This window comes from Paenibacillus sp. CMM36, from assembly GCF_053570945.1.
The window spans coordinates 400,039-424,508 of sequence record NZ_JBSEDY010000003.1 but is presented as its reverse complement, the minus strand read 5'-3'; the positions used below and the strand labels follow the sequence as shown (position 1 = coordinate 424,508).

Annotated in this window: 24 protein-coding genes; 5 read left to right on the top strand and 19 right to left on the bottom strand. The window is 44.5% G+C overall.

The features are described 5' to 3' along the window. Window positions 1-18 precede the first annotated feature (18 nt). The 5 genes from ACWA2B_RS09180 to ACWA2B_RS09160 all read right to left on the bottom strand — a co-directional run bounded on the left by ACWA2B_RS09180 (window position 19) and on the right by ACWA2B_RS09160 (window position 5,793). Window positions 19-1,449 carry a YfcC family protein gene (locus ACWA2B_RS09180; protein ID WP_449291954.1) on the bottom strand — a complete coding sequence of 477 codons (1,431 nt, stop codon included), beginning with the start codon at window positions 1,447-1,449 and terminating at the stop codon, window positions 19-21. Window positions 1,450-1,451: 2 nt separating this feature from the next. Then, complete coding sequence (locus tag ACWA2B_RS09175; RefSeq protein ID WP_449291953.1) at window positions 1,452-3,035, bottom strand: amidohydrolase; 1,584 nt, start codon at window positions 3,033-3,035, stop codon at window positions 1,452-1,454. A 135-nt stretch (window positions 3,036-3,170) separates the two neighbouring features. Continuing rightward, complete coding sequence (locus ACWA2B_RS09170; RefSeq protein ID WP_318627582.1) at window positions 3,171-3,884, bottom strand: GntR family transcriptional regulator; 714 nt, start codon at window positions 3,882-3,884, stop codon at window positions 3,171-3,173. A 96-nt stretch (window positions 3,885-3,980) separates the two neighbouring features. Beyond that, window positions 3,981-4,793 carry a fructoselysine 6-kinase gene (locus tag ACWA2B_RS09165; RefSeq protein ID WP_165148393.1) on the bottom strand — a complete coding sequence of 271 codons (813 nt, stop codon included), beginning with the start codon at window positions 4,791-4,793 and terminating at the stop codon, window positions 3,981-3,983. A gap of 28 nt (window positions 4,794-4,821) precedes the next feature. Next, complete coding sequence (locus ACWA2B_RS09160) at window positions 4,822-5,793, bottom strand: SIS domain-containing protein (RefSeq protein ID WP_245231471.1); 972 nt, start codon at window positions 5,791-5,793, stop codon at window positions 4,822-4,824. A gap of 303 nt (window positions 5,794-6,096) precedes the next feature. On the opposite strand from ACWA2B_RS09160, the gene ACWA2B_RS09155 reads away from it, so the two are divergent. Further along, on the top strand, window positions 6,097-6,729 hold the full coding sequence (locus ACWA2B_RS09155) for a LysE family transporter (RefSeq protein WP_449291964.1): 633 nt from the start codon (window positions 6,097-6,099) through the stop codon (window positions 6,727-6,729). A gap of 20 nt (window positions 6,730-6,749) precedes the next feature. Here ACWA2B_RS09155 and ACWA2B_RS09150 read toward each other — a convergent pair whose 3' ends face one another. From ACWA2B_RS09150 to ACWA2B_RS09135, 4 genes are all read right to left on the bottom strand, one after another. Then, window positions 6,750-8,090 carry an amino acid permease gene (locus ACWA2B_RS09150; RefSeq protein ID WP_029515811.1) on the bottom strand — a complete coding sequence of 447 codons (1,341 nt, stop codon included), beginning with the start codon at window positions 8,088-8,090 and terminating at the stop codon, window positions 6,750-6,752. 190 nt (window positions 8,091-8,280) lie between these two features. Then, window positions 8,281-8,580, bottom strand: coding sequence for a spore coat protein (locus ACWA2B_RS09145; protein ID WP_029515812.1), 300 nt, complete (start codon window positions 8,578-8,580; stop codon window positions 8,281-8,283). A gap of 18 nt (window positions 8,581-8,598) precedes the next feature. After that, a complete protein-coding gene (locus tag ACWA2B_RS09140) occupies window positions 8,599-8,784 on the bottom strand; it encodes a hypothetical protein (RefSeq protein WP_029515813.1) in 186 nt (61 codons plus the stop codon). A gap of 219 nt (window positions 8,785-9,003) precedes the next feature. Then, entirely contained in the window at window positions 9,004-9,438 is a 435-nt protein-coding gene (locus ACWA2B_RS09135) for a hypothetical protein (protein WP_029515814.1), read from the bottom strand. A 289-nt stretch (window positions 9,439-9,727) separates the two neighbouring features. Here ACWA2B_RS09135 and ACWA2B_RS09130 point away from each other — a divergent pair, with 289 nt between their 5' ends. After that, window positions 9,728-10,192, top strand: coding sequence for a MarR family winged helix-turn-helix transcriptional regulator (locus tag ACWA2B_RS09130; RefSeq protein ID WP_013369372.1), 465 nt, complete (start codon window positions 9,728-9,730; stop codon window positions 10,190-10,192). A 174-nt stretch (window positions 10,193-10,366) separates the two neighbouring features. On the opposite strand, the gene ACWA2B_RS09125 is transcribed toward ACWA2B_RS09130, so the two are convergent. The 8 genes from ACWA2B_RS09125 to ACWA2B_RS09090 form a co-directional block, all read right to left on the bottom strand. After that, complete coding sequence (locus tag ACWA2B_RS09125) at window positions 10,367-11,965, bottom strand: glycoside hydrolase family 32 protein (RefSeq protein ID WP_449291952.1); 1,599 nt, start codon at window positions 11,963-11,965, stop codon at window positions 10,367-10,369. A gap of 111 nt (window positions 11,966-12,076) precedes the next feature. Beyond that, the gene (locus ACWA2B_RS09120) at window positions 12,077-13,576 is read right to left on the bottom strand and encodes a glycoside hydrolase family 68 protein (RefSeq protein ID WP_029515816.1); all 1,500 of its coding nucleotides are present in this window, start codon (window positions 13,574-13,576) and stop codon (window positions 12,077-12,079) included. Window positions 13,577-14,186: 610 nt separating this feature from the next. Continuing rightward, entirely contained in the window at window positions 14,187-15,701 is a 1,515-nt protein-coding gene (locus ACWA2B_RS09115; RefSeq protein WP_029515817.1) for an MDR family MFS transporter, read from the bottom strand. A 172-nt stretch (window positions 15,702-15,873) separates the two neighbouring features. Further along, the gene (locus ACWA2B_RS09110; protein WP_069012142.1) at window positions 15,874-17,433 is read right to left on the bottom strand and encodes an ABC transporter ATP-binding protein; all 1,560 of its coding nucleotides are present in this window, start codon (window positions 17,431-17,433) and stop codon (window positions 15,874-15,876) included. A gap of 60 nt (window positions 17,434-17,493) precedes the next feature. Next, on the bottom strand, window positions 17,494-18,081 hold the full coding sequence (locus tag ACWA2B_RS09105) for an ECF transporter S component (protein ID WP_029515820.1): 588 nt from the start codon (window positions 18,079-18,081) through the stop codon (window positions 17,494-17,496). 156 nt (window positions 18,082-18,237) lie between these two features. Then, entirely contained in the window at window positions 18,238-18,996 is a 759-nt protein-coding gene (locus ACWA2B_RS09100; RefSeq protein WP_029515821.1) for an energy-coupling factor transporter transmembrane component T family protein, read from the bottom strand. Continuing rightward, on the bottom strand, window positions 18,980-19,576 hold the full coding sequence (locus ACWA2B_RS09095) for a GNAT family N-acetyltransferase (protein WP_069012144.1): 597 nt from the start codon (window positions 19,574-19,576) through the stop codon (window positions 18,980-18,982). Before ACWA2B_RS09095 ends, ACWA2B_RS09100 begins: the two co-directional genes overlap by 17 nt. A 224-nt stretch (window positions 19,577-19,800) precedes the next feature. Continuing rightward, entirely contained in the window at window positions 19,801-20,106 is a 306-nt protein-coding gene (locus ACWA2B_RS09090) for a hypothetical protein (RefSeq protein WP_029515823.1), read from the bottom strand. 272 nt (window positions 20,107-20,378) lie between these two features. Here ACWA2B_RS09090 and ACWA2B_RS09085 point away from each other — a divergent pair, with 272 nt between their 5' ends. Both ACWA2B_RS09085 and ACWA2B_RS09080 read left to right on the top strand, forming a co-directional pair. Beyond that, window positions 20,379-20,858 (top strand): GAF domain-containing protein, encoded by a 480-nt coding sequence (locus ACWA2B_RS09085; protein ID WP_029515824.1) that lies wholly within the window; start codon window positions 20,379-20,381, stop codon window positions 20,856-20,858. 90 nt (window positions 20,859-20,948) lie between these two features. Further along, entirely contained in the window at window positions 20,949-21,425 is a 477-nt protein-coding gene (locus ACWA2B_RS09080) for a hypothetical protein (RefSeq protein WP_069012145.1), read from the top strand. Between the two features lie 96 nt (window positions 21,426-21,521). On the opposite strand, the gene ACWA2B_RS09075 is transcribed toward ACWA2B_RS09080, so the two are convergent. Together ACWA2B_RS09075 and ACWA2B_RS09070 are read right to left on the bottom strand one after the other, a co-directional pair. After that, a complete protein-coding gene (locus tag ACWA2B_RS09075; RefSeq protein WP_029515826.1) occupies window positions 21,522-22,286 on the bottom strand; it encodes a MerR family transcriptional regulator in 765 nt (254 codons plus the stop codon). 264 nt (window positions 22,287-22,550) lie between these two features. Further along, window positions 22,551-22,922, bottom strand: a complete 372-nt coding sequence (locus ACWA2B_RS09070; RefSeq protein ID WP_029515827.1) for a MerR family transcriptional regulator — start codon at window positions 22,920-22,922, stop codon at window positions 22,551-22,553. Window positions 22,923-23,494: 572 nt separating this feature from the next. Here ACWA2B_RS09070 and ACWA2B_RS09065 point away from each other — a divergent pair. Then, entirely contained in the window at window positions 23,495-23,959 is a 465-nt protein-coding gene (locus tag ACWA2B_RS09065) for an AbrB/MazE/SpoVT family DNA-binding domain-containing protein (protein ID WP_340884321.1), read from the top strand. Window positions 23,960-24,470 lie beyond the last annotated feature (511 nt).

Below are 24,470 nucleotides of genomic sequence, written 5' to 3'. Positions count from 1 at the left end.
GGGTTCTCACTTGATTTATTAGATACCCACCGCAGCCGAAATAGCAGCGAAAATAGCAGCAACTAACCACAGGATGGGGAATAGCTTGAAGATTACCTTCAGCCACTGTCCAAAGCTGATCCGGGCAATGGCCAATCCTGCCAGCAGAACTCCACCTGTCGGTGAAATGAGATTGGTTAACCCGTTACCAAACTGGTACGCTGTGACTACGGCTTCACGATTGATGCCTACAAGATCGCCGAGCGGTGCAAGTACAGGCATAGTTAGTGCTGCTTCCCCCGAAGAAGATGGGACCAGGAAAGTAATAATATTATGTGCAACCAACATAATGGTTGTGAACAAGTAATTTGGCAATCCTTCCAGGATGCCTGCGAGTGCATTCAATACGGTATCAATGATCATACCCTGCTCGGCGATGATCAGAATTCCGCGAGCGAGACCTATAATCACTGCAGCGTAGATGAATTCTCCACACCCTTTTACAAAATTCTCAGCTATCTCCTTCTGGCTCATTTTGGTGACTACCCCGACAAAAAGACCGAGTGCGAAGAAAAGGGCGCCGATTTCAGTCATATACCAGCCTTTGACCAAAATTCCCCAGACAATGGCTCCCAGCGTTACAATAAATCCACCTATAATTAATTTGTCCCGAAACGTGAAGACGACGTCCTCACCTGTATTTTCTTTTATAAATTGCTCGCGATTTATAATATCACTCTGAAAAACAATGGATTTCTCCGGATTTCTCTTAACCCGGTGCGCATACCACATCGTAAAGGCAATAGAAATCATAGTAAATACAAGCCATTCAATAAATCTCAGCCAGAGCTGAGGATTCCCCTCCACTCCTGCGATTCCCTGGGCAATCAATACTGAAAATGGATTCACAGTCGAACCAACATAGCCAATTTGCGTTCCCAGAAATAGAATGAGAATAGCAGTCATAGAATCGAAGCCTAGGGCAAACATTAACGGAATAAAAATTGCATAAAGCGGAATAATTTCTTCGCTCATCCCAAAGGTAGAGCCTCCGAGACTGAATATAACCATGGCAATTGGAATAAGCAAAATCCCCTTATTCTTCAGTCGCCTGGCAAGAGCCGTCAGAGCACGATCGATGGCTCCCGTCTGCAGAATAATCCCGAAGGAGCCGCCTACAATAAGGACAAAAGAGACCACATCGGCAGCATTGATAATCCCTTCAATCGGGGCGCTAAGGATTTGGGGGATTCCCTGTCTTAAATCACCATTCTCACCCGTTTTGGGTACAGTGTGATAGGTTCCCGAAACGATTGCCGTTTTGATCACACCGTTCACTGTCACTTCATGACGCTCAAACTGTCCGCTGGGTACAATCCATGTCAACGTAGCGACCGTAATAATAATCAAAAATATTAAAGTATAACTATGGGGCAAGGATAATTTCCATTTCTTATTCTTGATGTTCATGTTTATCCCTCATTCCAAGAATGGTTATACGTAACCTTCCCTCCCATAATGGTCAATATCACTTGGGCATCCCTGATGTCCCCAGCGGATGCGTTAAGGAGGTCGCGATCAAAAACGGCGATGTCAGCATATTTTCCAGCCTCCAGCGTACCTGTAACCTCTTCCATATAACAATGTTTGGCTCCATTAATGGTCCATGCCCTTAAAACTTCGGATGGCGGCATCCCTTGGTCAGGATACCAGCCTCCTGCAGGCGAGCCATCCGGGAATAATCGGTGAGAGGCTGCATACAGTGAATCAGGGACACTAGTGATAAATAAAGGCAGATCAGTCCCAATGGTTATTGGCAAGTTAGCCTCCAGCATGGATTTATAATTATAAAAGCGGTTTTCATTGTCTTTACCTACCACAGCAGACATATAAGCATCCTCGTAAGAAGGATTCAGTAGCAGGATTTGGGCGTAGACTTCGGCAAAAATTTCGTTCTCGCCCATTCTAATCAGATCATCTGGATGAGGATACTCTAGATCACTGATCGAATGTCTAATAAGGTGATTACCTTGTTGTTCGCGGCATTTTTCAATCATCGATACTGCCTGGCGAATTGCAGCATCCCCTTCTGCAGTTAGGCAGCATTTGATACCTTGGCTGTCTGCTTCCAGAACTGAGGCTTCAATTTTTTCATAATCAACCGTTCTTAAATTCGTGACTTCAGGCATATCTGCGTAAGGCTCCAACATATCCCCTGTATGATCGGCTACAACGCCGTCAAGCATCAGCTTGTATCCTTGGAAACGAATAAGGTCTCCATTATAAAGTGCTTTATACTTGATACCGGTGCCAACATCCAACGGTTCAACAACGGGTTCAAGCGAAAAATGAAATCGGAGTGGCAGTTCTCCTGCTTCTTTCAATTCTTCTAGAATCGGCAGTAGCTCGCTATGTCGGTCAAAGCCAATATCCTTTATGGAAGTAACTCCTCGTGCAGCCAGCAGGCGGCAAAACTCCACAAACTCTTGTTTGACAAGGCTGCGATCCTGCATCATGGCTTGGAGTAGCAAAGCGCGTGCCTCAGCACTGCATTGATCCGGCAAAAATTGATATTTCTCCTGAGCCAGTCGGTTCATCCAGCAGTAGCTTTTATTTAGGTTAATGGCAATTACCGCCCGATCAGGGAACATCTCGTCCAACAACCTTTGTTCCGGCAGCTTGCCCCATCTTTCCTCGCTCCAACCGTAAGCGATTACATCTTTCCCTGGCGGGAGATTGTTTGCCGCTTGCAGCATGGATTCCACTGCTTCTCCAATCGAGGCTGCATGAGTCAAATCCACGCCCCGATGCATCGACATATATCCGGTAAAAAATACATGATTGTCATGAACTCCTGGCATGATAAAAGCATCACCCAAATCACAGACAACCGTTTCAGTTCCTATCCAAGCTTGTGCTTCCTCGGGACGCCCCACTGCTGCAATACATTCTCCCCGCAGTGCAATAAACCCAGGCGAAGCTTCATTTTCTAAGCCATTAAAAATAGCATTTGACAGTAGAACCTTGTCCGCTAATGTGTCCTTCTTCCCTTGCACAGTTTCACCTCCTCATTATTTATCCGCTTCATAACATAACGTAATATAACGTTATAACATTGCTTCTGCTTCTCTCATGGAGTGGAAGCAGAAGCTGCGCCGTACCTGAATAACATTACGTAACAGGCAACGGATTTATATTGAGAATTGATAACGGTCCCCAATGATGTACTGCTTACCTACATGAACGGGGCTTCCATGCTGATCATAAATAATCGTATGCATGTAGAACAACGCCTGTCCGATGGCTGTCTCTAGCAGCTTTGCCTGGTATTCATCCGCCAAAGCGATTTGTAATATCGTCTCTCCCGGTTGGTTAGGATCGATGCTGTATTTATGACGCAATAGTTCGTATACAGAGCCCTCTAACTGCTCTTCCATTAGAAATGAAAATCGGTCATAAGGATAAAAATTATTCTCCAGCATGAGCGGTCGATCACCGGCGTATCTTTGGCGCTGAATAAATAACACTTTTTCTCCTTGTGGCAACTGCAACTGATGTGCAATTTCCTCATCTGCTTCTATGATTTCACGTTCTGTGACCACACTGTGTGAAGAGAGGCCGTTGGATTTGCAGGCAGCCGTAAAGCTGATCACATGTTCAATCTTCCGCCCAATTTTGGGTACATTGACAAAGGTTCCTTTTCCTTGACGTTTGGTCAGATAACCTTCATGAACCAATTCGGCAATCGCTTTTCTTACGGTAATTCGACTTACATTGTAGGTCTCGCTTAGCTCAGTTTCGGTCGGTATACGACTTCCCTGCGTATATGTTCCATTATGAATAGCAGTTTTGACCGCTTTTTGTAATTGAATATATAATGGCTCTGCTTGATCTGAATTCAACATAATGTACCCTCACTTGTCATATAACGTTATATTACTCCCACTTAGAGTATCAAATGTTACATATTCTTACAAGTGAAGATGTTTGAAAAAAGTTTATTAGTAACGGACGCCGTATCCGAATGAACCTTCTACCAGACAGCTCTGGGCGGCAACCCTCGATCCTTCTGCCATAGCGTCCTGAATATTATCTTTTTTCAAAAAACTCAGTAAAAAGGCGGTGATATAGGAGTCTCCTGCCCCCATCGTATCCACAGCGTCCACGGAATCAGGCGTTTGAAAATAGAACTTGGTACCATCATAGGCAATAGATCTATCTCCGCCGCGTGTGGCTACCAGAATTTGCCCCTCTTTTTTTCGATTGGAGCGGATATAGTTCTGTGTCTCTTCATCCGTCATATGGCTGCAAGAGAAGAATGCAAAATCGGCGTACGCAATATATCTCTCGACCTGTTCATCTACGAAATCATCTGAAAAGTCAAAAGAAAGAGGGATTCCCAGCGTCTCCAATTCAGGCAGCAAGTGCCCTGTATGACTGTACAAGCCCGTGTGAATAAGGTCGAACCCGCCAACATAGGCCTTGTCATCTTCACTCAGCTTCAGCGGGTGGAGACGTGTAACTCCTCCCTCATTGCTGCCCAGAAATACTCTGTCCCCGTCTTCCAGGGTTACACGTGCGCAGCCGTTCTCACCGCTGTGATATCTGCACCGTGAAATGTCGATTTCCAGCTCACGGAGAATGTGTTCTACATGCTGTGCTTCGTTATCATCCCCGAATACTCCAATAAAGGCTGCATCTACTCCCGCTTTTTTGGCAAACACACTGAAATTAAGCGCATTGCCGCCAGGATACATCATGCGCAGATGAACATATTTATCTACCACATTATCGCCAATGCCTAGAACTTTCATGATGGTTTCCTCCTGTTGGTAAGTGCGCTTAGTAAGCTACTTTGCCCATATAACGGCGAGTTTCCAGTGGGTGATTGCGTACATTTGCGAGTGCTTCACGATAAACACATACAATGCTATAAAATAAAACCGGGTTAAAGAACTCGACAACCTCGTCAGCAATGGTTCCGATTCCAAGCTCTTTCGCATCGATCACTTCTACTTTCTCGGCATATTGATTCAGGAAAGTCTGTGCCCGCTCATCCAATGCCCGTGTGCGTCCTTCGTTGATCATCAGAATAAATGGAGTTTCTTTATCCGTTACTTCAAACGGACCGTGGAAAAATTCACCGGAATGGATTGAAGCCGCATGAAGCCATTGCATTTCCATTAGAGAACAGATAGCAAATCCGTAGGCATGTCCATAAGAAGCTCCGCTGGTCAGGATATAGAAGAGATCTTCATTGCGGTATTTGTCAGCGAATACAGTGGCACGCGGTTCGACTTGTATTTTGGCCCTGTTAATAATTCCATTGATTGCTCCCAAGCCGTTCTGGAAAGCTTGATAATGCATATAGCCATCAGCGACTTGAAGCAGCTCAACAGTAAGCTCCAAAATAATAGCCATCGGGTTATTTTTGACATCGCTCTCATCTCCCCACTCGTAGAGGAATGAATAATCAGAGTAATTGAGCAGTGTCGCTTCACTATTGTGGGTTAAGCCGATGGTGTAAGCGCCTTTCTCTTTGGCTGATTTAGCAGCCGCAACCGATTCCGGCGTGTTTCCTCCATGGGAACACACGATGACAACTGAGTTTTTACCTAATCGTCTTGGCAGCGCGTGCACAAACTCATTTGCTGTATACATGCCTGCTACCAGCTTCTTTGCTTCACTATCCAAGAAATATTTTGAGGGATACATATCGACTAATGAGCCCCCGCAAGCTACTAAATAAACCTCAGAAATCTCTCCACTTGATTGTTCATAAATCGTCTGAACCGTCTGTTGTACATTCATCATTTTTACCTCTCCTTTTTATATAACGTTATATAACGTATTGTTTATGGGATAAATATAAGCGCTTTCACCAAAAGTGTCAAGCCCATTTATTCAATGAACTTTTAATACTCTGCATTCAAAAAGCTCTAATCCTTTTGTCGAAGAATTAGAGCTCCTATTGGGATTTGATTTATTGAGTGTTTGGTCATAACGAGATTACACCTACAAAATACGCAAAAAATTGGTCTTACCCATGGGTTTGTCCGAATAAACTAAAGTAGACAAGTACATAACAGCCCATAAAAAATCAAGGAGGAAAACACCATTAATACATTTATCAGTTATATTTTTCTCGGTCTGTCACTTTCGGCCCCCATTGGGCCGATTAATGCTGCACAGTTGGATCGAGGTATTAAGAATGGATTTTGGCATGCTTGGTTTATCGGGCTTGGGGCAATAACCGCAGATATAATCTATATGCTGCTTGTCTATTTGGGAATGATCCACCTTCTCAATGCCCCGTTTATTAAAGCTTTTTTATGGTTATTTGGTTTTTTCGTACTTGTGTATACAGGTGTTGAAAGCATCAAAAATGCAGGTGTGATTTCAGAATCTGAATTAAGGGGAAATGGCAATACCTTAACCAATTCATTTTTGGCAGGCTTCCTGATGTCATTATTTAATCCTCTCTCCATCCTTTTCTGGCTTGGCATTTACGGGTCCATACTGGCCAACGTCGCTAATACATATCCAGTACAACAGCTAATGATCTTTAGCGGAGCGATTGTATTAGGTGTGTTACTCTGGGACGTAACCATGGCAGCCGCTTCAAGTATTTTCCGGAGGTTTCTAAAAACCGGATTACTTAAAACCATCTCTTGGATGTCTGGATTATCTCTTATCGGTTTTGGTTTTTATTTTGGTGTACAGGCATTTCAATTACTTTTTTTACACTGACGATTAACTCCCTGACAAAGTTAACGAGATTCCTTGGCGTGCTTTCGGCGAACCCATTGTACAATGAGGTCACATATTGCAATGAACAAGACCAGAAGTAAGCTGATGTAAACCCCAGGACGGCTAAGCTTATGAAAAAAGGATCCGACCACAGCCATAGCTATCAACAATAATCCAACCCAGCGTTTAATGTTGCTAGATGTGCTCGATTTCAGTAACTTACCTGAAGACAGCAAAATAAAGCACCAGTTATACAACAGCATTAACCCTGCAGCTGTTGTAATATATTCATACACTTTTCCCGGCAGCAGCAACGACATTACGATGGCTGAGATTAATCCAACGGAGATCAAACTAAGTGCATACAGAGGATATTTGCCCTTCCACTTCCGTGAAAACAATGTGGGCGCATCTCCCTCCTGTGCAAGTGTAATCATCATAGATGTCTCTGCATATAGGGAGGCTGTCATTGTTGAGAACCCTGCAATAATAAGCACTCCATTAAATAAATGAGGTACAAAAACCAGATGATCGCTGCTCAGCGCAAGCACAAATGGACTTTCTTTCGGGTTAAAGGCACTTAAGGGTACCATAGACACAGCCAGACCAATCGAAAGCACATATACTACAACGAGCGTCATCAACATTACTTTTCCTGCTTTAGGTGCATCCTCCGGTTTTTGAAGCCGATTAGACATTATTCCGAGCACTTCAATACCTCCGTATGCATAAAAGGCAAAAATAAAAGATGACCATAATCCCATACCGCCGGTAGGAAAAAAGTCTTTGTAACTGATGGGGAACTTTGGATTATATTTTCCTCCTCCGATCCAGCCTGCCAAAAGAGCAACGGCCAAGACCAGAAACATAACAATAGCTGCCATTTTAATAATAGCCAATACATTTTCAACTCGATCAAAACCCTTGTTACCAAAAAAAACAATCACAAGTCCTAAAATCCCGAAGCCTGCCGCAAAAATCCACATCGGTACCTGAGGAAACCAGAAGCGTGAGAATATAGATAGCGCCGTTAGTTGGCTCCCATTGATAAGCAATTCTGAGAACCAATACACCCAGCCACTACCGAAGCCTGCCCAATTACCAAATGCTTTTTGGGCATAGGAACGGAAAGAGCCCTGTTCTGGATGATCTGCCGTCATGCGCGAAAGGGCGTCAAACACCACATACGTTCCCACCGCTGCCAAAAAGTATGCAATGAGTACGGCTGGGCCACCGATGGAAATCGCTAAGCCGGACCCGAGGAAATATCCTGTACCGATGGTACCTGCAACTCCTAACAAGCTTAGTTGCCACCATTTTAGTTTTTTTTCTTTTTGCATACGATCCGAAGACTTACCCATAAAAGAGAATCACCCTATTCCTGAATTTGAGACCGAGTTCTCTATTTTAAGATTGCCTATTTCACCATATTTCATGTGAAGCATGACTTGGCTTTATTTATGAATAAAGAAGCACCAGAACCCCGTTAAGGTTTACTGGTGCTTTGTAAATGTATAAAATTGTCCGAGGGGTTAAGTGAAACTCAAACGATCAAACTTTAGATAAAGAAAGGGCCTTATCGGCATTTTGAATATCCATTTGTATTTGCTGCTCCGGATCATAAGCGTTATAGTAACCGTTGTTCTTCATGTAATTAAAGATTTGTTCATGAAGATTAACCGCTTTGCTCAATTGGTCACAAAGAACATTGCGAACTTCCGAACTGGTTGACTCTGTCAGCGCAAGAGCATAGTTCTTAATTCCGCTTTTAGCTGAAATTAATAAATCAGAAGCAATCACCTGATCGTTCATGGGACTCGTTCCAGTCATATTCTCAATAAAAGAATTCACGTTAATCCTCCTTTAAAATTACACAAGTAGATTTCTAAGCTGTTGAATATCTTGTGTACCACCGTTGACATCCTGCTGCAAAATGTTTTTTAAGTTTGTGTCTGACACTAAAGGAATCATGGTTTGGGCTTTTGTGAGACAAGTTGTTTTAAATGTAAGCAGCTCATGTAATTCCAATTTTTCGTGAACTCCTAATTTTTGCATGGTCAAGACCTCCTTTCTGAAATTGTTATTCCCTGCTATCGCTGCTATTTATGCAAATCCTGCAGAGTTTCAGTTCTGGCAAAAGCTCTAACTGAGTTTTTCTCACACAAAAAAAAGCTCCTTCAAAGCCACAATAATCCATGGTCTTATAGGAACTTTTCCTTAAAATGTGCTGGACAGTGAAGACTCAAATTTCTAATCATGATTTTTAGGATAAAATTAGGTATGGATGCTTCCAGAAAATCCATCCACATCGTCCTCGGGTTGAGGATCAGAGCTGACGTTGTGCTCCTCCGTCGTATTAGTGTACGTTTGAGAGGAGCCATTTTTATAAGCTTCGCTCCAGTCTTCGTTGATCGTATGTGCTGGGATAATCCAGTCTTCCGGGCTATAACCTGGATTATGTACACCTATATTTCCTTGCAAACCGGGATATTCATCCGGTTTAGAGAAAAGAGTCCCTACCTCAATCATGCTTCCTTCATAGGCTTGGCAAATTTCCAATGCAGACAGTACATCTTGGTTCTCAATATGTACATTGAGACCTGTGTCACCGTTCGTGCTGGCAGAGTATCCAATTTCCTTTAATGTTTCACAGGCTTGAGCAGCTTGCTGCGGATCACGAAATTGAAAACGGAAAGAACCCGTATCCATGTGTTTCATCTCCTCTAAATTAGCTTATTTTGTTAATTTGTTCATTAGGTTAGGTATGTTCTTTTTTAATATAACCAACCAGAACAGTATTTTTACATTCAAATCCTTTATTTTTCAAAAATTTACTTTAATGCTTTGAAATTAAATAGTTAAAAAAGCAGCTACTGTGACAAATCGCATGTTTTCGCTATGTAAATCCCTTTATGCTAGTAACAAGGGTATGGTTGCCCGGTCATCCGAGCCGAGCGGTCAAAGGATGCCCAAATCCATACATAAAGGCGGAATGAAGATGATAGATTACCGAACATTGGTGACACAGCAATCCATGCATTTGTATAGCGTGTTTGCCAAGTCATTCAAAAGTGTAAACGAACATGCGGTTGCTGGCATCAAAACGGTGGGCTTCAACCCAACGGCCTTTGCCGTGATGGAAGTTTTATATCACAAGGGCGCGCAGCCAATCCAACAAATTGGAGCAAAGCTGCTTCTGCAAAGCGGAAATGTCACTTATGTTATTGACAAGCTGGAAAGTCGCGGTTATTTGCACCGTCACCCGTGCGACCAAGATCGTCGGATTATATATGCAGAATTGACGGACGAGGGACAACGTGTCATGGACGAAATTTATCCTGATTATACACGTCAGATTGAACGTGCCTTTAGCGGAATCAGTGAAACAGAAAGAGATCAACTCATCGGCTTGCTTAAAAAATTGGGTCGTAGCGCTGATAACCTGTCACCTTATCACAAATAGAATGTATAGTAATTTTAGCAAACAAACATTTGTGAAGAAATGAACAATCTTTAGCTGTGCTAAACGTAGATTAGATTTATACTAGAAAAGTCCACCCTTATATTCATGGGTGGACTTTTTATATACCTGAATAGAGCGAAATATGCCCAAGCTTACGAGCAGCATAAGTATCTGCTATCGACTAAAATGTTTGACCACTACATTGTTAAACATAGCCGGACCGCCATCGGAAAAAAGAGTAATTTTCTGATCCTCTAATCGTGGAAATATTAAGGAGGAATAAGCTACTTCTCCATCATCTACAAACACTTCAATGCTGGTTTTATCGACGAGAATGTTTAGGTGGACCTTTTTCTTATTAGCATCAAAAGGCGCCTTGCTCTCTACATATTTCCCACTCTGATCCGGATGTCCGGTATTGGCTCTATTTACGTAGGAGTATTGCCCATCCACCGAAACACCGACATCCACATGGCGCTTGCCATCTGCTGACTCTCGAAGCCTCAGTCCCGCATTTTTGATCGTTGACCAAGATACATCCGCCTCTAACTGATAGGTATCGCCTGCTACCGGAAGCGAGTAAACACCGTCTACTTTGATCTGTCCAAATGATTTCGTAGAAGTTTGGAATCGATCCAAAGTTTTTACTGGCTGTGAAACCAAGCGATACCCAGCATCTGCTGTATGCTTTAACCGAATTTGACGAACAATCGAATCCATTCCATTAAAGCCTTCCTTTAGGGTAGGCGTGTTATTGGCATAATCCCAATTATTCATCCAGGCCAGAGCATAACGGTGACTGTATTTATCTTTGTCTTTTCCTTCCTCGAACGTAACTGCACCATACCAGTCAAACCCATAATCCAGCCACTCAGGTTCACTGTGATCAGGGAGAAACGCTTCTCCATTAAAATCTCCCGTCCAGTAGGCATACGTGTTGGGTCCGCCTGTTGGTTTGCTATTGGCGCTCGCGCCCAAAACCCATTGATAGGTTCCATCATCTGCACGCATCTGGTAAAGGTCAGGACATTCCACAAGCCCGATATTTTCCGTTTGAAAGCCACTCGTAAACTGCCAATCCTTTAAATTTTTAGACTTATAAAAGCCAATCTTCGTTCCCTCTGCCATGACCATCATCCATTGATTACGCCCAGTATCTCGGATGATTTTGGGATCTCTGAAGTCCTTTGTACCGGGATTGGACATCACAGGCTTGTTGCGGTAAGAAGTAAACGTCTTGCCGTTATCCTTACTGTACCACAAAAATTGTTCCTGCTTTCCGCCATCTGCGGAGGGCTGTGTCACAATGGCTACCAGCGTCCCTTTTCCAAAACCTGCGGTATTCTTATCATCGATCACGACCGAACCGGACCAAGGATCTCCATTCCGGTTCGTATATTTGGGAATCGCCACCCCTTCATCTTTCCAATGAACCAGGTCGGTTGATGTGGCATGTCGCCATTCTGTACCGTTCTTTTTGGGATAGTCACGATTATATAAATAGTAATAATGATATTTTCCATCAAAATAAATGGGCCGTTGGGGGTCATTCTTCCACTTATCCGGAACGGTAAAATGATAGGCTGACCGATAGGTCGGTGTTGTATGCTTACTCTGTTTAGCTTGATTTTTTGGAGTTGCAGCAGATTTTGGGGGTTCGGCTGTATCTTGTTGGTACATACTCCAACCCATAGCTATAGCTATGAATATAGTTAAGCCTGTGATGATTACAACGGATCGTATCCAAATGCTCTTGGGAGTTTTTTTTTTCATTATGACGATCCTCCTTACCTCTCATTGCATCGTTATGTACCGTCCGATGGACGACAGATCGGGTTGCTACCAATCTGCCGCCTTCGGACATACTGCATTACATATACTTACTTATTTCTTTCCATACTCATTTGGAGATTCTTTTTTGTCATTCGTTGGATCAATCGTGATTTGCCCTTGCTCCAAAATACCGTTTTTCACAACAGAGGTTTTCGAGCCTTTAATATTCAGCAGGAAGCTTGGTGCGAAAGTAGATTTGTGATCCGGGAAAAGCCCGCGATTGGTCATATAACTCGAAACGACTACGTTATTGCCTTTGCCTTGCGGGATAGCAAAATGGGCATACGTCCAGGTAATATCATCACGATCCAGATCCTGATGAAGAACGAGACCGGTTCCATTCAAGGGTTTATAAGGCCCTGTCAAGGAAGTAGAAACATAACCCAGCATGTAAATATCATCGTCACCGATCGCATCTACAGTCACCTTGGAGCCTCTCGTACTCGTAAATAAATACCACAAACCGTTCATTTTGAACACATTTGCCCGTTCAATTTCATCTGTTACCAAATTGGAAGCAATCAAAGGAGGCATTACATTTTTCAACGTATAATCATCATTCAATTCAACGATGCCCAGTGCGCCGTTAGCCAGCTCAGCTCCCTTTTTCTTGGGACTTTGCAACAAATTTTGTTGCTCTTCCGTGAAGAATTTCTTATTGCCGCCATAATAAGCTGGGTTTTGAAGCGAATCTTCGCCTTGGTAGCCGGTTTCTGTTCCTGTGTTGGCTTCAAATATAATATATTTGTGGCCTTGATCCTCGACATAGTGAGGGTCTCTAAACGTATGGTTGTCCATATCTATTCCGACGCTTTGCTGTACATTTTGATAGGTTTTCCCATCTCCACCGTCATAGATCGATTTCAAATCCTCGACTCCATCTACTTTCAGTGTCTTGTCATCAGGCTGAGAGACATTAATTTGAGCCGTGCTCAAGGTTTGTTTGCCGTATAGTTGGTTACTTGGCTCAAAGGGCTGTCTGCTGGTATAAAATAAACGTACTTGTCCATCAGAGGTTAACGTAGCAGAACCGGACCATTCTTCTGACTGATTTTTTAGAATCGGATCGTTGGCAAGTAATTTATCATTGTCTTTAAATACTCTTCCGGCATTTTTCCAGCCGCTCAGCGAGGTATTACCCGCTTTTTGATAGAACAGATATATAAATGTATCCTCTGCTCTTTTAGGATCGCCTGCCAATCCAAAAACGATATTATACCCTTTGTAATTGGCTACTGTGCCATCGGCATTTTGTAACGGCCAAGAGTCCCAGACATCAAAATCAGTCAGCTTGCCTGAGCTGTCGCGACCAATAGCAGAAGGAATATTCTTAATTGTAGACGCATCGAAGGACGGAACCTCATATTTCTCTTTGCCTTGCTGTTTGAAAATATTCAGCATGTCATTACGCGTAATTTGTGTAAATGCATTGTCTGTTTTGAGATCAGATGCATCATTTTCCTCGGCAAAAGCCTGAACGCCGCCTCCTAACAGCAAGGTAGTTGCTACTGTTGCAGTGGCTGCTTTACTGAACCATTTGTTAAACTTCAAGTACTCCATCTCCCTTAATCTAATTATGCTTCTAGATTTGAAAACCAACTTTTTGGTTGGTAGGGCCATTTTATATGGTATGTCAAACGATTGATATAGACTGAAAAGCCCTATTATGTGAGATAAGAAAACAGGTTACTCTATGAATTTCATCCTCATATTTTCCTAGTAATTTTCTGAAAATCCCTTTTTTTTCATTCTTATTACATTCAGAAAAATTTGCTGCTTGATTTTTTTCCGTGTTTCATATTGCTAGCTTGGTTGCTTCATTCACATGCAAAATCAATCTAAAATAAATCATACAAAGCCCAATTTGTAAGCGGGTTCAAAAAAATAGTTCCTTAGTACCCTACAGCTCCATCCAGAAACAAATTTTTTGTTACAATTTTTTAAGACTTTTTTACTATTTTGTTACCTATACCATATGAATATATCGCAGTCTCAAGGGGATTTTTATTTCCTTTTTGTATGCTGGGAAATTTATTGGTCCTATGCGAGGTGTTTTTTTGTTGAATCATTAGGAGGAGAGACCTTTGAATAAAGAGATAGCCCGGACTTTTATTCAAAGGTCCGGGCTATCTCTTTTATAATGAAAGATTTATATTATTTTTTATGCGTGTTCTCTTTGTGGTGTCTTTACGCGCTGATCTGCCTCTTCTTCCGTACCCGGCGGACGGTTCCGCAGTCCGAGCACGACAAACCAGCTAATCACTGCAATAACGACCATGATAACGAACAGGGAATGCAGACTGTTTTCCAGTACAGAACGAAGCAATCCGGCAACCTTGTCACTTAGACTCTGTGAAGCATGAGGTGCAAGCAGACCGTTAATATCCTCCTGCGTAACCCCTTGCTGTGTAAGCTGTCCTTCTGCTGTCTGGGCAGCAATGCGATAATTCAGCCATGAACCGAAGGCAGCAACCCCGATCGTTTGCCCCAACGTGCGCAGGAATGTATTCAAAGCTGTAGACGCGCCACGCAACTGGAACCCGACCGAGGACTGGGCAATAATCGTAAACACAGTTATCGAGAAACCGAATCCCAGTCCATACAACAATGTAGACAGGAAGAGCAGCCAGATTGGAGCCGTTTGGCCCATCAAGGTCATGACGAAGGCTCCCAATACAATCAGGGTCAGTCCAATCAATGAGGTTCGACGCGAGCCCAGCGTCAGCAAAATGCGTCCTCCGATCATAGAGCCAAATAGCCAGCCTATGGACATTGGAGCCAATGCGAGACCAGATGAAGCGGCATCCCCACCGTATACACCTTGAATCCATAGTGGAAGATAGCTAGTCAATCCGATCAGCAGGGTGCTGACTAACAGGGCTGCGGCACAGGAAAAAGCGATATCCCGTATCCGAAATAACTTTAGTGGCACCATCGGTTCCTGAGCGCGTTTTTCGATAACCAAAAACAGAATCAGGAACAAAATGGCTACGGCAGCCAAGGCCAGCAATTCAGGAGAAGCCCAACCGATATACTGTCCGCCCAGTGCCAATACGAGCAAGAGAGCCGTCATCCCGATGGTAAAGGTAACCGCTCCGGGTACGTCGATACGTGCGGTACGCTTGCTTACCTGTTCATGCAAGTAACGGGCGATGAAGAACATAGCCAGCAATCCAAAGGGAACGTTAAAGCCGAAAATCCACTCCCAACCAAAATAGGTGACCACATAACCGCCCAAGAGTGGCCCGATCAGGGAAGAAATTCCCCATACTGAGCTGATCATGCCTTGGACTTTGCCACGTTCCTCCATTTTGTATATATCACCGATGATGGTAAAGGTAACAGGAATGACACCACCCGCACCAATCCCCTGAATGGCCCGGTAGATAATAAGCTGCTCCATAGTACCAGCTATCATACAAAGTAAAGAGCCAAGTACAAACAACGAACAGCCGATTAAAAAAATGGGTTTTCGGCCAAACAAATCGCTAAGCTTTCCGAAAATAGGTGTGGTCACAGCCATCGTCAGTAAATATGCCGTAAAAATCCAGCTGAGCAAATTCACGCTGCCCAGTTCACTAACAATCGTCGGTCCCGCTGGACCGATAACCGTTCCTTCAATTGCGGCCAAAAAAGTGGCCAATAGAACACCTGTCAGCACGAGTCCGCGCTTCATAGGTTTATCGTCTCCCAAGCAAATCACAAATCCTTTCCTTATAAAAACTGTGTTGTATCTGTGCAGTTTTCCCTCTCAGATGGATGATTACCCGCACTGTATAATCGTAAACAGGCGGCCTATATAGGCCGCCTGTTTTGTACGATGTATATATATTATTGTCTACATATCCTTAATTTTTGTCAACTGTAATCGTATGATCATTCCAGCTATTTTCCGTTTTATAGAGATACCCCTCTTCCATACGAAGAACATGGCTGGCAAAGCGTTCAGCTACCTGTATATCGTGGGTGATGATCAGGAATGCCGCGCCTTCGGTAGACTGCTCTGTGCACATACGGAGCAGAATATTCGCCCCTTCGTAATCCGTTCCTGCGGTAGGCTCATCCAGAATGTAGAGCTTTTTGGGCAAGATAAACTGTGCTGCAACGCTCAAGAGCCTTTTTTCGCCTCCACTTAGCAGATACGGGGAGGCATCCAGTCTGTGCTCCAGCCTGGCGGCAGCCAGCAAGTGATGCGCCCGTTCCACATATGCGGCGGGAACTGGCTCCCGGGTCCGTAAACCAAGCTTGGCGCGAACGCTGTACAAGCACTCTTCCCACACCGTTGCAGCTGCAAACTGATGCTCTGGCTGCTGGAACACATAGCCGATTTCGGTAGCCAGCTGGTGAATGGGCAGCTTCGCCATATCCTGCCCCTCCCACCACATGCACCCCTTCGGTGCGGGGAGTAGGCCCATGAGCAGCTTGCCGAGCGTGGTTTTACCTGAGCCGTTCTCGCCCAACAGCACGGCTCGTTCGCCAGGTGCAAGGGCAAGACTCACGCCCTTGAGCGCCGGGCGCTGGCTGCGGGGGTAGGTGAAGGGCAATCCCTTCACCTCCAGCAACGGCTGTCCAGCGCGGTCCGCCGCTGACCCGGGCTTCGCGCCCGGCTCACGCGGCACGTCTCCCCTCTCTGCGGAAGAGGGGAGCAGCCCCAAGGCGGCCAGCTGCGCACCATGTTCGCGCAGCAGCGTTTCGGGCGGACCCTGCAGCTGCACGGTCCCGCCCTTCAGGACGATGATGCGCTGCGCTGCCCGCGCGCCATCGTCTATGCGGCCGGACGCGGTAACTACCGTCCGGCCTTCGGCATGGAGCCGCCGACATAACAGGACGAAGTCGCAGACAGCCGGCGGGTCTAACTGCGCAGCTGCGTCGTCGAACACGACCAGCGGCGCTTCCAACGCCAGTACCGCAGCAATCGCGGTGCGTTGGCGCTGGCCTCCCGAGAGGCGCCGCACGAAGGAGTCGCGCTCGGGAGCTAGGCCGACGGCCTCCAGCGCAGCGGCAATGCGCTGCGCTATTTCTGCCGGAGGCACGCGCAGGTTCTCCGGCCCAAAAGCAATCTCGTCTTCGACGATTCCCTGCACCAGCTGGGCATCCGGGTCCTGAAGCACGACGCCGACAGTGGTGGCGACAGTAGCCAAATCAGCGGTATCGGGGTCCATCCCGTACACGGTCAACTCACCCGTTCGTTCGCCCTCGCCAGAACGGGATAACCCGCCATGAAGCAGCTGGCATAGCGTAGACTTTCCACTTCCGCTGGCTCCGACAATGGCTACATGCTCGCCCACCGCAATGTCCAGTGTCAGGCCATGTAACGCTGGCTCCACCTGATCATCATACCGATAGCCAAAATTCTTCAAGGATACGGCTATTTTACTGTTCGAATTATAATCGCTATGTTCATTCATAACTGAAATATCCTCGATCCCCATTGTTGAAGATATAACCACATGCATAGCCACCCACGGCTATGCACGTGAAGCGCGTCCTAGTTCAAACCGTTTTAACAGTCCCGTACGATTTAAGGCATCGCCCAGCACTTTCGTCAGCAGACCACACAGGACAATGCCGCTCAGGATACGAACGACCAGTGCAATCGTCAGCACCTTCCACCCCCAATGCATATAGCCAAACATATTGGCTGCCACAATAAACCACAGCGGAACCATAGCCCCACCCACTAGCATCAGCGAAACTGCGTTCCAGCGCCGATACCGCAACAAGGCAAATACCAACTCAGCCGCAATCATATAGCAGACAGCCGCCGCAATAATAGAAGCAATTCCATAGGCAGAGCCCATAAAAGACTGCACTACCGCACCAAAAGCATAAGCAATAACCGCCGTACCCGGCTTACGAATAATATAATAGGCCAACAAACCGTATATCATGTACAGACCGACAATAGTGGAAGTTGCGATAGGCCCTCCCAGACTGTTTAATGTTTTGTTAATGAGCGACAAATACACGGTCATGACGCCGTTCAACGTGGCCAGCATCGCCATGAGTACGATATCCAGCGTTGTAAACTTTGCAAACATACGAGATTCCTTCATATGTATTCTTGACTCCTCTCCCTATCTAATCTATAAGATTGCAGCTCTGATCCTTATACAAGCTGCTACTGTATAAATGTATTCATCTGCAGTCTTATTGTCAACCTAATTATATTTCATAGGTTGACAATAAGACTAAAAATAAGAGGCTTCACTTTATAAGCTCCACCCTAAAACAGCCGTAGCTACTACAGCAGTCACAGCACATAAGTTGCCTAAACGCCCATTCTTCAGTGTACGAAGATAAGTCCGTTCCGCATAAGCACCGAAACCTTTGCCCTCCATAGCCAGCGCCGTCTGCTGAACCCGTCTTACAGCATTCACCAACACGGCAGCCGCATACCCGCTCCACCATGATAACCGATGGCTCCACCCTCGTGGTGGTTCCTGTCCACGAACACGCCGTGCTGCCATAATGGTTCGCCCTTCTTCTTCCAATAAGGGGAGAAACGTCAGTGCCACTGAAATACCGAACGCAAACCGATAAGGAACACGCAAGCGCAGATTCAATGCCTGCACAAAATCTCGGGGATCGGTCGTCGAGAGATAGATATAAGACGCCAAAAACAACACAAAAATCCGCAACGTTAACGCCCCTGCGATGTCCAGTCCCTCTGCTGTAATGACAATGGGTCCCCATGAAGCCACGGGATGTCCTTCTCGAATCGCTAGGATAGACAATATAAAATATGGGATGCCTAACCCAATCAGGAATGACATAGCCCGAAGCTGGCGTGCTAAGGTCAAACGTGCGCCCAAGCCAGCCACAGCAATCAGTACAGCCAAGAGAACTGCTTCCCGCAGCGTCGAATCCCAAACCATCGACAGGAGGCTAAAGCATCCCACCCATATTAGCTTACTTAACGGCCCTAGTCTGTGCAGTGGTGATGAACCGCCGTTATACTGAAACAGCATTTCGTTGTGCCTCCAGTCTGAGCCATTCTTCATGCAGTAAAGAATACATCAGCATATCCTTAAAGCCTGTAGATGTATGCTGTACCTGCCGCAACAGTCCTTCCTGTGTCCAGCCCATCGAGGACAGCAGAGCTTGCGAGCCTGTATTGCGCGGGTCCACCAGCGCTTCGATCCGATTCAACCGAATCGTGTTATACCCGAATGACAGCACCAAGCGTAGCGCCTCGGTCATGTAACCCTGTCGCCAATAAGGCTTGGCTATCTCATAACCAATCTCAGCTTTATAAGCTCCCTCTGTCTGCCAATAATTAAAACCACAGCTTCCAATCAACTTCCCGTTCTCCTTCAGCTCTATTCCCCAGCGCAGCGCATCCTCCGTCTTCGCCAGCTCATTCAACAGCTCAATCATATCCTCTGCGTCCTCACGCCCTGACATACCAGAAAGGTTCATATAACGGTGAACCTCCGGGTCAGACCAGCAAGCGAACATCGTAGCCGCATCCCCGCTTTCCATCCTTCGCAGCCGAAGACGCGAACTTTCCTGCGGTGGTATATGCCCCTTACATGCATATGCACACATGTTCAATCATCCTTCCAGCATTTAAAATGACAATAAATATACGCTACATTTAAGCACACACCTTCAACAAACACAACCTTATTTAAAGCTGAGAAGCTTATATATATAGAAGATGCCCTTCTGTTCCTAGGATTAGGAATTAGAAGGGCATCTTCTATTTTATAAGAGATTAAACCGTTTGAGAGCTTGTCTTCCGAATCAAAAGTATTGAGCATCTAAGCCTTTTAAGAAGAGACACGGGTAGTGGTGCGTGTCGCTTTCTTCACAACATCCTTGTACAGTACGTCCAGCATCGACTGAATTTCCTGTAATTCATCGATCCCTGCACCGGTAATGCTGTACATATCATCATGCGGTGTCAGAAAGTTTTCCTGCGTCAGGTTTTCAAGCTCCTGCTTGACCTCACGTTCTCCTACACGGTAACCGCGCTCTTCCAACACAGGTTGAATATCTCTTATCGTGAGATCGTTCTGATGTGCATAAGAAAGCATCTGTATACGGATAAACAAGTTCTGAACATCTGCATGCATAATTGTAACTCCTCCCTGGCCTAGGCCAACCATGTTACACTGTTTTTACCCATAGTGGATAAGCTGGAAACAGATGAGGGCAACCCTTGCTGAATTACTTTCGATATTGTTTGCCCCGCTAAAACGTATAGTTTTCCACTTGACTGAATATACACAATCGTTATATCTTAAATTAATTAACCAATGGTAAAAGCGAATTGCATAATTACCTATTTTCGGCTATTTATACAGCACTTCATGTGAAATTTTAATGTTAGGAGCGTGAACTCTACATGTTTCAAACTATACCTTACGAAGGCACACGTCATGAACAATTCGAATCCGTTCTCGGGCAACTCCGGGCACTGATTCATGATGAATCCAATACCATTGCTAATCTGGCAAATGCTTCAGCATTACTCGGTCACTTCCTTCCAAATATTAACTGGAGCGGTTTCTATCTTTATGATGGCACTGAGCTTGTACTTGGTCCTTTCCAGGGCTTACCTGCATGTATACGGATTCCGTTGGGACGTGGCGTATGCGGTACCGCAGCAGCAGAACAACGAACGCTTGTTATAGATGATGTACATGCGTTTCCAGGACATATTGCCTGTGACGCTGCTTCCAATAGTGAAATCGTTATTCCCCTTGTCAAGAATGGGGAGCTGATAGGAGTGCTGGACATTGACAGCCCACTTAAAGGTCGTTTTGATCACGAAGATCGTGTATTCCTAGAGGAATTTACGGCTATTCTGTTAGCCAGCCTATAACCAAAAATAGCGCATATATATCGTCTTCCTTCGCCACAATATAGGAGGGTCTGAAACCCAAAACTATCCGGCGAAGGAGATTGATGATCAATGTTCAACAACATGGCTCCACAACAACAACTTCATCAATGTGAACAAATTATTCAGCAATTGGCACAACAAACACAGCAAGGAACCGCCATGTATCAGCAGTTGCTGCAACAAGAGCAACAAAATGCATCCAGCCTTGAAAACCTGATGCAACGTGAACGTAATGCAGCTCAAATGATCCAAACCGCAATCCAGGACCACCAAAAAGCTATGCAACAATACCAACAAGTTATTCAACTGTGTAGTCAGCTGGAAAACACTATCCGCTCGAGTAGCCAAATGACTCAGCCTGGATTTGGCGATAACTATGCTTCCCGTAGTATGCAACCATCCACCTTTAGTGCAGGAAGCCACATGAATCACAGCTTTCCGCAGCATATGGGGACGACCGGACAGCATTTTGCAGGCAGTGGTAACATGCAGCAGTTCGGAAACAGCAGTCAGCAAGGCATGAGAACAGTACCAAGCAGCATGTAAGCTGTTTTACACAAAAAAAAGGGTGAACAGCAGGCCGTCAGATCGGCTTGTTGTTCACCTCTTTTTCATATCATTTAAGCCCTTTCTCAGCTGTTGCTAGTTTAATTCCCGTTCGGCCAGCACCTTCATTCCGTCTCGCAAATACTCAGCCAACCCGGGGCGATAGCCTTCATACATTTTATTGAAATCCTCATGCTCGACATACAAGTCACCCAGCCCGCTATAAATTTCTGCGGTAGGAGTATAAAATCGGCTTACCCATTGAAGATGACGGCGGATCAGCGCCTGTACTTCTTCACTGTTATGCTTCAATCCTTTATTCATGGCTTCAGCCAGCCGTCGATGAATCTGGTCAGCCTCTGCCTGCGAATCCAAATAATCCTCTTTGCTCCAGTTCTCCGTCGCCGTCTTGCTCTCCTGAATTGTTTTCTGAGCCTCTTGACCATAACGGTCTGTCAAATCATGTTCATACATTTCCTGCTTTTCCGGGTTAAACCCTTGGTACATTTGCTCTGGTTTCATTGCTTGTTCCCCTTTCAAATGAGCCACCGTTTCGTCGATGGTTTGTAGGAGAGTATGCAAGCGGAAGACTTTGGCCTCGACCTTGGCTCGATGCTCTTGCAAAACCTCGGCCTTTTGTTCCTTGGTTTGCTCCAGCACATTTCCAATTTCAGATAAAGGCAAATCCAGTTCCCTATATACCATGATTTGCTGAAGCCTCAACAGTTGTTCCTGTTCGTAATAGCGATATCCATTATTTCCAATATGATGCGGTTTCAGCAATCCTATTTCATCATAATAATGCAAGGTTCGTACGCTGATTCCCGACAGATTAGATACTTCCTTCACCGTATAAGCCATTCCGCTTCACCTCCCTTGCTTGACAGTCTACAGTCTCACGTGGCGTGAGAGTCAACGCCCCCACTTGCCCACCTTGGTACTACACTTTTACCCTATAAGCGCATTGTGAACCGCTCATTTACCAACCATTTTTCATACTTGCGACCTACAATCGGCATCTTTAGATAACTATGCAAAAAAAGCCCACCAACGCGTATTTTCAAATATGCCGGGGGCTCCATATATTCGATTTGACTTAACCACTATTTACAGATCAAACGATACCTAAGAGAGGCTTTTTCCCATAACCACACGATCATAAAAAGCTATCTTTTGAATAATTTTCTCCAAATTGTGCTGCGTTTGTGCCACATGTTCTTCCACCTTCTTTTTGTGGGCTACAAGGAAATCTCTTCTCTCTTGGATTGTGGCTTCTCCTTTTACATTTAGCTCAAGGTATGCCTTAATTTCTTCAATGGTCATCCCTGTATCTTTCATGGCCATAAGGAACCTGATCCAATCGATTTGTTTTTCGGTATATACCCTTCTTCCCCCTTCATCCCGACCGACATCAGGTAATATACCTTCTTTTTCATAATAACGAAGGGTAGATGCGGGTAATCCGCTCTTGATTTGAACTTCTTTAATGGAGTACATGGTTATTCCCCTCCTCATTCTTAAATTTTCTCTTCAAGTCAGCTTTAACGATAAGTATAAGTTTTCATAGTAAAGAGTGCAAAATTAAGATTCCTACTACCTTACAGCAGCGAGGCAACCTTCTTATTGCCCGTCAGTCCGGACAGAAAATAGAACGTGGGCATTTGTGCCTCATAACCAAAATCGTCAACATGGCTGATAATATCGTCCACAATCTGGTCGGTCTGAAGACCTTCACGTGCTAATCGAGTTCATACCCGCACCGCCTTATATTGCATCCAATTCTACACACCAAACGCCACCTCATACAGCATGGGAATCGATTGCCTCCACAGCTTGCTCCTTATCCCGTATTACTAAAAATTTTATTGCCAACTAGAATATTATTTATGAATATATATCGGTAATTCTTTATAATTACCCTCACACACCCCTCAATAAATAAACACATATTGGTAATTACTTGTATACTTTTCAACAGTTTACTAAATATATGCGATTGCTTCTCTAAGCCTATTCTTTTTTATCATAACTATTTAGTATTATAAGGATATAAAAAAGGAGGTTATCATTTGAAAAGTACAGGTATGACACGTCCCCTAGATGCGTTAGGCCGTATCGTTATTCCCAAAGAAATGCGAATTTCCATGGATTATAATGTGGGTGATCCTGTTGAGATTTTTGCAGATGAGGAAACCGGTATTCTCGCCTTTCGAAAATATACTGGGGTGACGTGTAAAATGTGTGGTTCAACAGAACAATTAACTTATTTTAGAGACAGCTTTATTTGCGTGGAATGTATTGAGAGTTTAAAGAAGGGGGTAAATTTCAGCCCAGTCCTAAGACCAGCCAAATCAGCTTTATCCAACTCACAACGATCTAATAAAGAGTCCAAACGTCTGCGGCGATCGACACAACAGATGATCGAAAGTCTAAAAGAATTAATGCAAAAACACCCCAATGCAGCACAGCACGAATATGCCAAAATACTTGAGGTTTCCCAAGCCCGTATATCCCAGCTCAAAAAAATGCTATAACCACAGCTTGATACCCTACATAGATATACACCAGTGATTTCATCATGTACAGCACTTTTGAACCGTGATACGCAGCAGCATAGCTAACCGACAAAATGCAAAAACGTCCATGCGAAAATTCCAAACCAGGTATAAAGACCCACTGAATGACTTACAAGCGAGAACGCCTATAGCAAAAGGCAGTGTTCCTGAATTAAAAAATGGCCTTCTTTAATTAGAGAAGGTCATTTCATTTATTTATTCATTTTTCTGTAGTAAAACATCCTATACTTTTTCTTTTCGTCAGTTTTTCGTCATTTCATTACATCTTCTCCTCATAAAAAAATAGTATTCGTTTTATAGATAGAGAAAGGATGTGTGAACCTAATATGAACAAACCTGCTCAAATTTTTTCTATTCTTATACTTTCCGTAAGTGTAAGTGTGTTTGCTGGTTGTGGAAAGCAGGAAACAACAGATACATCTACCAATGAAACAGTACCAACAACCTCAGAAACGGTAGTCAAAGAAGG

Bases quoted from the DNA above. Each gene is read 5' to 3' on its own strand.
- ACWA2B_RS09180 (WP_449291954.1), bottom strand. From the start codon at position 1,449: ATGAACATCAAGAATAAGAAATGGAAATTATCCTTGCCCCATAGTTAT.
- ACWA2B_RS09115 (WP_029515817.1), bottom strand. From the start codon at position 15,701: ATGAAGCGCGGACTCGTGCTGACAGGTGTTCTATTGGCCACTTTTTTG.
- ACWA2B_RS09150 (WP_029515811.1), bottom strand. From the start codon at position 8,090: ATGGGTAAGTCTTCGGATCGTATGCAAAAAGAAAAAAAACTAAAATGG.
- ACWA2B_RS09125 (WP_449291952.1), bottom strand. From the start codon at position 11,965: ATGAAAAAAAAAACTCCCAAGAGCATTTGGATACGATCCGTTGTAATC.
- ACWA2B_RS09135 (WP_029515814.1), bottom strand. From the start codon at position 9,438: ATGGATACGGGTTCTTTCCGTTTTCAATTTCGTGATCCGCAGCAAGCT.
- ACWA2B_RS09100 (WP_029515821.1), bottom strand. From the start codon at position 18,996: ATGCTGTTTCAGTATAACGGCGGTTCATCACCACTGCACAGACTAGGG.
- ACWA2B_RS09090 (WP_029515823.1), bottom strand. From the start codon at position 20,106: ATGCATGCAGATGTTCAGAACTTGTTTATCCGTATACAGATGCTTTCT.
- ACWA2B_RS09075 (WP_029515826.1), bottom strand. From the start codon at position 22,286: ATGGCTTATACGGTGAAGGAAGTATCTAATCTGTCGGGAATCAGCGTA.
- ACWA2B_RS09070 (WP_029515827.1), bottom strand. From the start codon at position 22,922: ATGTACTCCATTAAAGAAGTTCAAATCAAGAGCGGATTACCCGCATCT.
- ACWA2B_RS09105 (WP_029515820.1), bottom strand. From the start codon at position 18,081: ATGAAGGAATCTCGTATGTTTGCAAAGTTTACAACGCTGGATATCGTA.
- ACWA2B_RS09160 (WP_245231471.1), bottom strand. From the start codon at position 5,793: ATGATGAATGTACAACAGACGGTTCAGACGATTTATGAACAATCAAGT.
- ACWA2B_RS09170 (WP_318627582.1), bottom strand. From the start codon at position 3,884: ATGTTGAATTCAGATCAAGCAGAGCCATTATATATTCAATTACAAAAA.
- ACWA2B_RS09080 (WP_069012145.1), top strand. From the start codon at position 20,949: ATGTTCAACAACATGGCTCCACAACAACAACTTCATCAATGTGAACAA.
- ACWA2B_RS09085 (WP_029515824.1), top strand. From the start codon at position 20,379: ATGTTTCAAACTATACCTTACGAAGGCACACGTCATGAACAATTCGAA.
- ACWA2B_RS09130 (WP_013369372.1), top strand. From the start codon at position 9,728: ATGATAGATTACCGAACATTGGTGACACAGCAATCCATGCATTTGTAT.
- ACWA2B_RS09165 (WP_165148393.1), bottom strand. From the start codon at position 4,793: ATGAAAGTTCTAGGCATTGGCGATAATGTGGTAGATAAATATGTTCAT.
- ACWA2B_RS09110 (WP_069012142.1), bottom strand. From the start codon at position 17,433: ATGAATGAACATAGCGATTATAATTCGAACAGTAAAATAGCCGTATCC.
- ACWA2B_RS09095 (WP_069012144.1), bottom strand. From the start codon at position 19,576: ATGTGTGCATATGCATGTAAGGGGCATATACCACCGCAGGAAAGTTCG.
- ACWA2B_RS09140 (WP_029515813.1), bottom strand. From the start codon at position 8,784: ATGCAAAAATTAGGAGTTCACGAAAAATTGGAATTACATGAGCTGCTT.